The 12,044-nt window shown below is 34.5% G+C and carries 9 protein-coding genes; 2 read left to right on the top strand and 7 right to left on the bottom strand.

Annotation, left to right across the window (positions count from 1 at the left end; translation table 11 throughout):
- Positions 1 to 2: 2 nt before the first annotated feature.
- Positions 3 to 836, bottom strand: coding sequence for a hypothetical protein (locus ODR02_RS22700; RefSeq protein ID WP_209786110.1), 834 nt, complete (start codon positions 834 to 836; stop codon positions 3 to 5).
- Positions 837 to 1,583 carry a carboxypeptidase-like regulatory domain-containing protein gene (locus tag ODR02_RS22705; RefSeq protein WP_209786111.1) on the bottom strand — a complete coding sequence of 249 codons (747 nt, stop codon included), beginning with the start codon at positions 1,581 to 1,583 and terminating at the stop codon, positions 837 to 839. It lies immediately after the preceding gene.
- A gap of 182 nt (positions 1,584 to 1,765) precedes the next feature.
- On the opposite strand from ODR02_RS22705, the gene ODR02_RS22710 reads away from it, so the two are divergent.
- A complete protein-coding gene (locus ODR02_RS22710; protein ID WP_309513631.1) occupies positions 1,766 to 4,906 on the top strand; it encodes a UvrD-helicase domain-containing protein in 3,141 nt (1,046 codons plus the stop codon).
- Positions 4,907 to 5,078: 172 nt separating this feature from the next.
- The gene (locus ODR02_RS22715) at positions 5,079 to 5,261 is read left to right on the top strand and encodes a hypothetical protein (protein ID WP_331835787.1); all 183 of its coding nucleotides are present in this window, start codon (positions 5,079 to 5,081) and stop codon (positions 5,259 to 5,261) included.
- Positions 5,262 to 5,333: 72 nt separating this feature from the next.
- Here ODR02_RS22715 and ODR02_RS22720 read toward each other — a convergent pair whose 3' ends face one another.
- From ODR02_RS22720 to ODR02_RS22740, 5 genes are all read right to left on the bottom strand, one after another.
- Positions 5,334 to 5,843: a ferritin gene (locus ODR02_RS22720; protein WP_105684569.1), complete on the bottom strand. Its 510-nt coding sequence runs from the start codon at positions 5,841 to 5,843 to the stop codon at positions 5,334 to 5,336.
- Positions 5,844 to 5,970: 127 nt separating this feature from the next.
- On the bottom strand, positions 5,971 to 6,420 hold the full coding sequence (locus tag ODR02_RS22725) for a hypothetical protein (protein WP_309513633.1): 450 nt from the start codon (positions 6,418 to 6,420) through the stop codon (positions 5,971 to 5,973).
- A gap of 187 nt (positions 6,421 to 6,607) precedes the next feature.
- Positions 6,608 to 7,600: a hypothetical protein gene (locus tag ODR02_RS22730; protein ID WP_309513634.1), complete on the bottom strand. Its 993-nt coding sequence runs from the start codon at positions 7,598 to 7,600 to the stop codon at positions 6,608 to 6,610.
- A gap of 139 nt (positions 7,601 to 7,739) precedes the next feature.
- A complete protein-coding gene (locus ODR02_RS22735; protein WP_309513635.1) occupies positions 7,740 to 10,391 on the bottom strand; it encodes a 4-alpha-glucanotransferase in 2,652 nt (883 codons plus the stop codon).
- Positions 10,392 to 10,517: 126 nt separating this feature from the next.
- Positions 10,518 to 11,684: a T9SS type A sorting domain-containing protein gene (locus ODR02_RS22740; protein WP_309513636.1), complete on the bottom strand. Its 1,167-nt coding sequence runs from the start codon at positions 11,682 to 11,684 to the stop codon at positions 10,518 to 10,520.
- Between the last annotated feature and the right edge of the window lie 360 nt (positions 11,685 to 12,044).

Raw genomic sequence — 12,044 nt, forward strand, 5'->3', positions numbered from 1 at the left:
TTCTAATTTTTATAAGTATTATCTTGACTTCCTTCTAATTTGTTCGTTTTACTGTATTCCCCGAAGGCAATTTTAAGCTCGTATTCAACGACATCGATACTAAAATCCTTACGGTATCTTTTTGCCAATGAACGGGTCTTATCGGCATACAGCAGAAATGTATCAATCTGTTCCTCATCCATTCCGTATTTTTTCAGGAAACTCAGGTTTATTTCATTTTTTACTCTGCGTAGGAAATCCTGGGTTTCATTGTAATTCGCTTTAGTAATTTTAGGCTTTGTTGCTTTCTTTACTAAACCTGATACAGCATTAAATACGCCAAACAAATTAACCTGCCCCACATTAAAATCATGTCCTGTAAAAGTTTTTGACAGCGTATTATTGGGTAAGGGTTGATTCAGCGGGCTTCTCATATATTCCTCCATATCTGATTTTAAGGACTGAAGTTTTCTGGATTCATTCAAATGCTGATTGTCTTTTGCCAGATTTCCGGTAGGTCTGTACTTAATTTTCACTTCAGGGATCTGTATCTCCATTTTTTTCAAAATGATATTTAAGGGAGAGCTGAGATCTTCATTCGTAATTTTTTTATCAACCCGGTAATATCCTTCTTTGACAAATCTGATTTCATCATTTTCTTTGGCTTCGATCTCAAATTTTCCGGACATATCACTTAATATGCTTTTGTTTCCTGAAATATTAACGATGAGTACAGGAGCAAAATCCAGTTCATCTCCTGTAATAACTTTCCCTGATATTTTCTGCTGTCCCCACAATCCTGAAGTGATACAAAAAAGCACGAGAAATAAAAATCTATTGATATATCTTTTTTCCATTTATCTTTGAGTTTGTGGAGCACGGTAAGAAGAAATCCTTGTCAGAACAAAACGTTGAAACCTGTTCAGATCCGCATCGCTGCAGAATCCGTATTTCAGAATTTTCTTTCTTTCGAAGCCGCCTGCAAAAACATAATAAATGAAATGATCTATCAGAGGTTTCTCTATTTTAAGATTGGTAAAGTAATCGTCACCCAGGCTTGCCCTGATGTATTTCATTAGATCTACATCATCCCATTTATCTTTAACTTTCCCTATAGAAAATCCTTGGCCTTTCGGCTGTACAAATTCTCCAGGTTTTGCGGCCAGTATTCTAGGATCTGATTTCTGAGCAATATACTGATCAATGTCTTTGATTAATTTTTCTACCTTTTTAGGTTTATTATAAAGTTTTGAATCAATTTTCAGGTTTCCGGTAAGCCCTTGTTTCACTTCTACTTCAGGGATCTCAATGGTTTGCCGAACCATATTTATATTCATAGGAGACTGGGTATTTTCCTGAGTAACTTTTCTTGTCAGACGTTCATAACCTGCTTTTATAAAACGTAATTCATCTCCCTGTTTTCCGGAAATCATAAAATGTCCGTCCCGGTTGGAAACTACGATCTCGTCCGTTCTGATATTAACTACATTCACATCCTGCATTTCAGTACCGTTTTCGGAAGTAATCTTACCAAATATATAGCTTTGGGCATGGGTATGGATAAAAAGAATAAAGGATAAGAAAAAGTATAGTTTAAGTTTCACGGGCTGTTTTTTATAGAGCAAAGCTAAAATTATTTTTAATTTATCCCATAAGTTTAACCACAGTTAACGCGTTTTAATATTTCTTTTTGATTTTTGCCTTCTAAACTGTTAAATAGCCTGATTAAATTGTTAAAGTTTCTTTTAAATTTTAGCTAACTTGCAGTCTCAATTCTCTTTTTACAATGCAAAATTCTTACACAGTCATCAATGCTTCTGCCGGATCCGGGAAAACGTATGCCCTGGTACAAAGGCTTCTGATGATCTGTCTCCGCTATCCTAATCAACAGCAGTCGATCAGGAATATTCTCGCCCTGACTTTTACCAATAAAGCAGCCAACGAGATGAAGGAAAGAATTTTATCATGGTTGGGAAATTTTTCATCTAAAGAGTATACAGAGAATACAGATCTGAAAAATATCCAGAAAGCATTTGAAGAACAGGGTTTAAAAATTACCATTGATGAACTTTACCACCGTTCAAAAAAATTGCTTGACTATGTTCTCCACAATTATTCCACATTGAATATCGGAACGATTGACCGTTTTAATTCAAGGCTGGTAAGAAGCTTTTCTTATGAACTGGGACTGGCCAAAAATTTCAATCTTGAAATTGAAGCTGAACCATTTCTGATAGAAGCGGTTGATAAAATGCTGGATCAGATCGGTGAGAATGAAAAGATTTCCAATTCTTTCATGGATTATGTAGACTACAGTCTTGAAAACAATGAAAGGATTAATCTTAATAAAAACCTTTATGATTCGGCTAAGGAATTTGTAAAAGATATTCACTACGAACATCTGAAAAGCAACAAAAGTTTTGATGATGCCAATTATGAGAATATAAAGAATACACTCCGTAAAGAAATCGTACAAAACAAAAAGCAGTCTGCTGAACTGGCAGCCCACTCCATTGAATTATTCAAATCAAGAAATATAGAAATTGAAGATTTTGCCCAGGGTAAAAACGGAATCGGAGGTTTCTTTACTAAGGTCATCGATTTTTATCAACAGAAAAGGGCCGGTTTTCCTTTTCCAACCACCCAGGAAGAATCTGTGATTAACAATTACAGGAAAGGAGCTTCTTCAAAATCAAAGCATAAAGAGTCCGATATTTTGGAGATTCTTGATCAGCTTCTTGACAATAGGATGAAACTTATTGTTCTGTACATTGAAACTCAGAAGAAAGAGAAAGTTTTGTCTGCTCTTCTTCCTTTAAAGGTTAATAAAGATATTCAGGATGAACTTCAAAAAATTGAGGAGGAAAATGATCTTGTTCTTCTTTCTAAGTTTAATATCCTGATTAATGAAAATCTTAAAAATGAACCTTCTGCTTTTATTTATGAAAAAGTAGGTTCACAGTTTCAGCATTATTTTTTTGATGAGTTTCAGGATACATCGGAACTGCAGTGGCAGAATTTTGTTCCGCTGAGAGATCACAGTGTTTCTTCGGAATATACTTCCTTCACATTGGTGGGTGATCCCAAGCAGAGTATTTACCGCTTCCGTGGTGGAGAAAGTAAGTTGATGCTGGATATTATCAACAAAAAAGAGTTCTCTCCAAAAGAGGCTGATCTTCTGGTATTAAAAGACAACTGGAGAAGTGCCCGAAATATTGTACAGTTCAATAATGAATTGTATCGTTTTCATTCTGAAGGATTGCTGGAAGAGCATAAGAATATTTTCGGGGCAGATGCTGAGCAAAATCCAAAATCCAAAATGGATGGACGGGTAAAGGTAAATCTGATCAAAAATCTTACGAATGAAGAGTTTTATACTGATACTTCGGAAAGAATGCAAAAAGATATCCAGGAATGTTTGGATAATGGCTTTAAATTCTCTGATATTACGATCCTTTGCCGCGGAAATTTTGATATTTTCAGCTATTCTCAAAAACTGGGAAATTTAAAGGTTAAGTATAAAGGAGAGGAAACCAATATTAAAACAATCTCTGATAAGGGTCTTACACTGGAACTTTCCAATACTTTAAAGGCTGTTATAGAGTTCCTCCGCTGGGAACTCAATCCTAAGAATAAAACCTGCCTGATCATGATGATGTATCATCTGAATACACTGGGGAAAATTCATATGCCGGATTTCACTTTGGGAATGAAAGAAATTCTGAATATTGAGGGGCATGAAGAAATATTACAATTCATTCAGGAGAAATATCTACTACAGCTTAAACAGGATAATTTCCCGAGATTCAATCTGTATAATTTTATTGAATATTACATCAACGAATTTTCTGTTGAAAACAAAGAAACAGACTTTTTACTGAACTTTCTGGAAATGCTTTTCAACTTCACGCAGAATGCGGGAGCCAGTACCAAAGAGTTTTTGAAATATTGGGATGAAGAAGCTTCGTCATACACTATACAGGCTTCGGAAAACATTGATGCCATCCAAATCATGACCATTCACAAGTCTAAAGGTCTGGAATTTCCCATTGTTTTTATTCCTATGATGAATAAAAACCGTGACAGTGAATTTACCAACTGGTTTGATACGAATGAAAGTGAAGCATTAAAATCAGTGAATATCAATCAGTTCAGCAAAAATCTGGAAGCCTATGATGAAGAGATTCTGTTTTTCAACAGTAAAAATGCTTACAAAAACCTAATTGACAGATTGTGCCTGCAGTATGTGGCTACCACGAGACCTGTTGAACAACTGTTTTTCTATCTGCAAAAAGCAAATAAAACGTCTAACAATCTGGAAATTTTAGAATTCCTTCAGGCAAAAAACGCGGAACAGGCTGATGAATTTGATGTGTATGAAGTAAATCCTGAGATGCTGAAGAAACATTCTAAAGATAAAAGTTCATTATTTAAAACCCAGAATATTCAGGATCTGAAAAATGTCAATGAAAAAAGTACTTCTATCAAGATTGCTACGCCGTCAAAAAATTATCAGGTACGAAATGAAAAGGTAAGAATCGGGCTTTTTGTCCATGAGCTTTTATCAAAAATCAATACTGAGAAGGATATCATCAAGGTTTTGGACGGATATGCTTTAGAAGGACAAATTACACTGGAAGAGAAAAATGAAATACAGGTTACCCTACAGGAAATTGTCAGAACTTATGCAGAGTTCTTTGATGAGAAATGGGAAGTAATCAACGAAAAAGATATTATGATCTCTGAAAAAGGAGAAAGCCATATATTCAGACCAGACCGTATTTTAAAGGGTCCGGAAGGTTATATCATTGTAGATTTTAAAACCGGTGAACAAAAGGCTAAAGATGAAGCGCAGGTAGAAGGATATAAAAATATTCTGGAGCGTCTGGGCAAAAAAGTTCTTAAAACTCAGATTATTTATCTATAACTCTATACAGTACCGAAAGGTTATTATAATAATTCTCATAAAAAACTCTTCAAAATATAAAAGGATTAACTATTTTTATTTTGTACGAATAAAAATATAGTCTTTGATTATATTTGAATACAACTAACCAACCATGAGAATATATTTAAATTCCTTTGCAATAAGCCTGATCATGATGTTATTTTCTGCCATGGTCATTTATAATATTGTTGATTGTTTAGATCCGCCTGTTACAGAAGATGATCATCATTTCCCCACTGAAAACATTGTAAAATCAATGTTTCTAAGTTTTGTATTGGGAGCAGTAGTTTTTATTTCTGCGGTGCGATTACAAAGGCAGACTCCTAAGAGATAGATTTTATCATTATATAATAAAAAACCGCTATCCCAGAGGATAACGGTTTAATATTTTGAAGAATTTTCAATCTTACGCTGTTGTCGTAGGAGTAAATACTCTCTGAGACAATTCCTGGTCAAAAAGGTATAATGCGGATGGATTATCACATACCATTTTGATTTTTGTTACGTATTGAGAAGCACTCGCTTCTTCTTCTACCTGTTCGTTGATAAACCACTGCAGGAATGATGTTGTTGCAAAATCTCCCTCTTCGTTAGCATTCTTTACAATATTGAAAATACTTTTAGTTACTATTTTCTCATGAGCCAATGCTTTTTCAAAAATATCAGTTGCATTTTCAAACTCATGTGGAGGTTTTGGAATTTCTCCGATGATAATTTCCCCGCCTACATCATTCAAATAATCAAACATTTTATCTGCGTGCATCAATTCTTCTTTACTCTGCACTCTGAAATAGTTGGCAATTCCATCCAGATCTTTTCCAGAAAACCATGCAGACATTGAAAGATAATATTGAGCGGCGTATTGTTCGTGGGCAATTTGTTCGTTAATTAATTTCGCAATTTTTTCGCTAACCATAAGTATTAAATTTATATTCAAAAATAGGGAATAAAAGCCCGAAATCAAAAGTTTTAAAGAAAATTAATACAAAAAGGATGGAAAAACATCCATCCTTAACACATTAAAAAACTAAAATTACAAACTGTTATTTTACTTCAGCAGTTCCCGTATTCATCGGCTTTTTCATCATTCTTCTTTCTTTCATAGCCATCTTCATTTTCTCTGCTTTTGCTTTTCTGTCAGCCTGCCATTTATCATATTGATCAGGAGTAAGGATTTTTTTCATATCAGCATCCATTTGTGCTCTTTTGGCCTGCATTTCCTGCATTTTAGCTTGTCTGTCTACCTTATTTTTGTCAAATTCCGCCTTCATTTCAGCTTTTCTTTTATCCTGAAGCGTTTTTATCTGAGCTACCTGAGATGCGTTAAGATTAAGATCTTTTTGCATCTGGTCCAAACGTTCCTGTTGTTTCTGCTCCATTCTCTGCTTCATTTCAACGGCTCTTGCCTGTCTGTCTTGTGGAGTTGTTGTCTGTTGTGCCATTGCAAAACTTCCCATTCCGATAAATGCTATTGCTAAAACTAATTTTTTCATCTTTTTAAAATTTAATTAATTGTTATTTTGTTATTATATCTTTTTGATTATGAATTAAAACACAAGTTAAATTAACAAATTCATAAATAATGTTAAATTTTAACTAAAATAAATTACAAAAACAACAAAAAAAAGGACAGATTATAAAAACCTGCCCTTCACACCACTTAAATATAATATATGAAAATTAATTCCTAACTAAACTGCCTCTAAAACCGCCACCGCTATTACCACGGTTCTCTTGTCTTGGAGCAGCATTTTCAGATTTCTGTCTGAAGCCTCCATTATTTCCTCTGAATCCGCCATTATTTTCTCTTTTCGGAGCTTCTCTTCCTTCATTATTTCCTCTGAAACCACCTCCATTGCTATTTCTGAAGCCTCCATTATTTGAATTCCCTCTATTTCCTCCATTATCAGAATTCCCTCTGAAGCCACCTCCATTGTTGTTTCTGAATCCTCCGTTATTGTCATTTCTGAAACCTGAATTATTGTTACTTCCGTTATTACCTCGGAATCCTCCATTATCTCCATTACTTCTTGTGTTTCGGAAACCATTGTCAGGTCTGCTGTCTCTTCTGATAATATCAAAAGTAGGATTATCCATTCTGCGGAATCTTGATCGGTCTACCCTGTAAATATTGATATTGATATTTCTGTATCTAGGCATTACCGTATATCTCGGAACATAATAGGATCTTCTGTAATTCTGGAAATATACAATCGGGCTGGAACCTCTGTAATAGTTATTTTGGAAAACAACAAATACTCTTGGTCCTAAAATTCTTTCCAAAGCATAAAACCTGTCATAATACCATCTATCCGGATTATATCTATAGAAATTATTCCATACTGTAAAACTTGCATACAGATTATTCAATCTCATAATCTGATCTACCTGCCATCTGTTTAATCTGTTCTGTACGAAAAACCCGTTCCAGTCGATATTAATAATACTTCCTCTGTAGTCGTTATAGTAGCTTTGGTAATAATTACTTGGATAATAGTCCTGAGGATAATTGTAATAATAATCGTCAGGGAAATAATTCCTGTCATCTTCATCATTGTAATAACCTCCATCATTCTGATAATAACCATCATCATCCCAACCATTATTCGGATACTGCTGAGCTGACGTCAAAACGCCTAACCCAAGAGCTAATCCCAAAAATATTTTTTTCATTTCTATAGTCGTTAATTGGTTAATATATAGCAGAATATCTTAATTCTATCTTTTTGATACAAATAAAAAAAAGAAGTTAAATCATAAGATCAAACTTCTTTTAAAATATTATTAACTAATTGATAATCAGGTGTTAAATTTACATCCTCCCACTATCTTTTATCCAATGGGCAATTTTGTTATTGAAAGATTTTTTCTCTTTCAGGTCTTCCAGCTTTATGTGCATTCTATAACGCCAGTAATGTGGAAAAACGGCAGGATTGTTAATTCTTTCGTTATCCATTTTTTTATTGGTTAGCTCTACATCTGTTGCAAAGAATTCCTGAATCGGGAATATAGCAAGCATAGCCTCATTATATAAATGCTGCTTCATAATGATTTCTGCAAGGTGAGGGTTCAGCTCTTCAGGAGCTTTTCCGTATTGTATCAGCTGCTGATTATAATATTTCTGCGTAAGTACACGATCTTCTTTCCACCATTGTCTCAAGGTTGAACTGTCGTGGGAAGAAGCAGTTACCACATTCATATAATTGGCATTCTTAGGATTATAGAATGGTATATTTTCGGCAGGCATTCTTTGTACCTTAAGGGCTATAATAGCCAATTCATCCATCACAACAGATACACAGGCAGGAACCATTCCCAAATCTTCGCCACAGATCAGCATTTTGGTAGCGTTCAAGATAACCGGAAGTTTTTCCATAGCTTTTTCAAACCATAAATGATCCTGTCTCCTGAAGAAATAGTCGTGGTACAAATCATAAATGCTTTTCTGTTCGGACTCCGGAAGGTATTTATAAGACTCTGTATTGTAAACATTGAATCTAGGATGATAAACCGTTTTCCCATTTCTTTCTTCTGTTAAAAACAAAACATTGGCGCAGAGAGAAACCAATTTTTCTTCAAGAGTACCATATGATTTTTTCTTAAAGAAGTTGACTAGCTTTCTCTGGGTATCAAATTCTTCTTTGAAAGTATAAGTACCGTCTTCATTACGGTTCATAAATTCAAGAGCTTTCCCATTTTCTTCTCCAAAATATTCCCATAAGATCTCGTTGTTGATAAAAGGCTTACAGTACCTGTTAAAATTGAATGGAATCTGCCAGGCTTTGAATTCCTCCACAACAATAGGAACAGCCGGATAAAAGTATCCTAAAATTCCTTGTACGGCAGAAATAGGCATCCTCCATATTCTGAAGAAGCCTAAAATATGGTCAATTCTCATGGCATCAAAATACTGTTCAAGAGCTTTGAATCTATTTTTCCACCATCTGTAGTCGTCTGCTTTCATGGCTTCCCAGTTGTAAGTTGGGAATTCCCAGTTTTGCCCCAGCTCTGTAAACTGGTCAGGAGGTGCCCCAGCCTGGAAATCCATTCCGAATAATTCCGGTTCTGTCCAGGCTTCTACAGAATATCTGTAGATACCGATGGGAAGATCTCCCTTCAACGAAACTCCCAGGTTATGGGTATAATCAACGGCATCTTTAAGTTGTATATGCAGTTGATACTGTACCCAGGCGTGAAGCATTGAGGTATCATAATCTTTATTTTTCGTTGTAAAAAACTGTAAGATTTTTCCTGCAATATATTTTTTGTGGGTTTTCCACTCGTTGAAGTTTGGGGTCTTATATTTATCTCTTAAAACACAGAAAGCTGAATAAGGAACAAGCCAGTATTCATTATCCTTGATGAATTTTTTGAAGTTTCTGTCCTTATAAATTTTGTCTTTTTCCTTATTGAAAACTGCTGTAAGATATTTCCATTTGCTTTCGATCATCTTTTCATAATCAATCAGATCCAGAGTGTTTAACTTCTCTTTTTCAGACAGATACTCATTAACTAATTCTTTCGGTAAAGAATAATCAAGGTTTTCTAAAGAAATATATTGTGGGTGCAAAGCATATACAGATACGGCAGCATAGGGATAGGAATCTGTCCATGAATAATTCGCTGTTGTATCATTGATCGGAAGAATCTGAATAATACCAAGATTGGTTTCTTTCGTCCAATCTGCCAGTTTTTTAATATCTGCAAATTCACCTACTCCAAATCCATCCTCGCTTCTCAGAGAGAATACCGGAACAGCAACACCGGCATCATGGTACATCTGATAGCCTTTAAATCTAAAATAATGGTTGGAAACAATCTGCAGTACATCATTCAATGGATTGGCCACAGTAAATCTGTTTTCACCTGTTTCTACATCTATAACCCTGTTTTCTTGGGTATCGTAAATACAATATTTAAATTGGATAAATTCATTTTCAGGAATCTCGACAGAAGTTTCCCACATCCCAAAATCTGTCTGATGCAGATGAACAACTTTGTCATAGTTCCAATTTCCTAAAGATGCTGTACTTCCAAAAAGGACAATCTTCCAATCCGGATTATAAATAGGAGCCTCTATTCTGAACAGATGGGTATGTTTTTTTAAAACTGTTACTTTATCGGGAACAAAATCATGCAGTTTATTGTAAAGGATTTTATTGTTTAAATAATTCTCAGGAAAGTTTTTATTATTCCATTCGTCAAAAATGACAAACTCCTTATAATTATGGGGGAAACTCAAATGATGTCCCACAAATTCTTCTCTTACTACATTTCCTTTTTCATTCACCACGCGATAATGATAAGAAATGAATTTTGAGAAATAGTCTACTTCACATTTCCATACACCATTCTCCGCATAAAACATAGTATGGATATGTAAGGCATTCTCATCTTCACCAAATACCAGCTGCAAATTTTCTCCTGCTTTTACAACATATCCTACATTAAAGTATAGTTTCATCTATATTTTTTTATAAAAGTACATTTTAATATCGAAAAATAAAACTTATTGAAGATCAAATAATCATTAAAAAACCTTCTCAAAACAATTTGAAAAGGTCTTTATATTCTGAGCCATAGGACTCTATTATCTCGTTACCAGAATCTTTTTATTGAATAGTATTTTTCCTGATTCATCAGCTATATTTACAATATAAGCTCCGGCTACCAATCCATTAAGATATACTTTTTCATCTAATGAGCCATCTTTCACAGACAGATTCTGAATCATTACATTTTTACCAGCCATATCGAAAATGTTCAGTTTAATACTACCTTTTACATTATTATTAACATGGACGTTGATATAGTGTTCATCTACTCTTGTTGGATAAATATCAAGATTGGCGTTCAGGCTATTGGATACTGAAGATTTATCGTTAGCAAAATATTTACTTGCCAAATCATAAATATGCAGTCCCTGCTCTCCCGGAAGCTGCTTAGCTTGCAAAGTAGCCAGATCTACCTCGTATAAAGCACCTCCTTTTGCACTCGCTATTACAATTTTGCCCTGAGCATTTACTGCAGAACCATTTACTGAATAGTTATCTGGAATACCTGCAATTTTACCGATAAATTTAGCTTTTAAATCTTTTGTAAGAACTTTAAAAACATTTCCTGAAGCAGCGAAAATATAAAAGTTATTATCCGCATCAGCAATCATATCACCTCCAAATCCAGTTTCCATCGCCGTAAATGAATTTCGTCCATTAGAGTTATCATCTTTAATAATACCAAGGTCATTTACTACATATTGTTCACCATTTCTGCTGATTTCCAAAAACTGTGTTCCTGCATTATTTACCGCATAAATTTTCCCGTTATATCCGGTTGTCATTCTGGTAATATGAGAGTTAATATCGCAGGACGATACTCTTGCAACATTGTTTTCCACTAAAGTGATTTCCTTTGTCTTGGGATTCAATACATAGATATTCGATGAAAACATTGGCATATACACCAGATTATTATTTGAAGAATCATATGCAAGAGCAGCTAAAGTTACGGCTTGAGAATTGCTGTAAGAATTTTTGTCTTCCGCTACAATGCCTTTTCTGGTTTGCGAAAATACTTTGGCTGCAGAATCTGCTGTAAAATACTTCTCTCCTGAAGTTCCGTTAATCCCATCAATTGCACGAAAATCATTGAAAGTAATACTTTGACTTTCTTTTCCTGTAATCGCAAAGAAATCCTGTTGTGCTTGTGCATTCACACCTAATAGCAGTAAAAATAAAGGGAATAAATGTTTTTTCATAGTATATATCTTTAGATTCGTAATCATTTGATATTACTAAGTTACACAATTTTCGAATTAAAAAATAAAAAATCCCCGCTATTTGAATAAAAGTTAACTAATGATTTCAGAATAATATAGATAAATGGATGGTTAATGAATAATGGATAATAAGAGGAGCTGTATCCCGCTATCCATTCATACTCCTCTCGCCAGTGCTCTCACCCTGAGCGAAGCCCAAGGCTCTCCACCCAAGCTGCGGGGTAACCATTGCTATCGGGGCTAGGAGGACATTAATGATGAATGATAAGTCAAATTATGAGTTGTGGGATCCGATTTAAGAATGATTGGTTTTATATCGTGAGATTTAATAGTTCCGAT

The sequence above is a fragment of the Chryseobacterium sp. CFS2 genome, assembly GCF_036543225.1.
GTDB lineage: Bacteria > Bacteroidota > Bacteroidia > Flavobacteriales > Weeksellaceae > Chryseobacterium > Chryseobacterium culicis_A.

Bases quoted from the DNA above. Each gene is read 5' to 3' on its own strand.
- ODR02_RS22700 (WP_209786110.1), bottom strand. From the start codon at position 836: ATGGAAAAAAGATATATCAATAGATTTTTATTTCTCGTGCTTTTTTGT.
- ODR02_RS22720 (WP_105684569.1), bottom strand. From the start codon at position 5,843: ATGGTTAGCGAAAAAATTGCGAAATTAATTAACGAACAAATTGCCCAC.
- ODR02_RS22725 (WP_309513633.1), bottom strand. From the start codon at position 6,420: ATGAAAAAATTAGTTTTAGCAATAGCATTTATCGGAATGGGAAGTTTT.
- ODR02_RS22740 (WP_309513636.1), bottom strand. From the start codon at position 11,684: ATGAAAAAACATTTATTCCCTTTATTTTTACTGCTATTAGGTGTGAAT.
- ODR02_RS22735 (WP_309513635.1), bottom strand. From the start codon at position 10,391: ATGAAACTATACTTTAATGTAGGATATGTTGTAAAAGCAGGAGAAAAT.
- ODR02_RS22730 (WP_309513634.1), bottom strand. From the start codon at position 7,600: ATGAAAAAAATATTTTTGGGATTAGCTCTTGGGTTAGGCGTTTTGACG.
- ODR02_RS22715 (WP_331835787.1), top strand. From the start codon at position 5,079: ATGATGTTATTTTCTGCCATGGTCATTTATAATATTGTTGATTGTTTA.
- ODR02_RS22710 (WP_309513631.1), top strand. From the start codon at position 1,766: ATGCAAAATTCTTACACAGTCATCAATGCTTCTGCCGGATCCGGGAAA.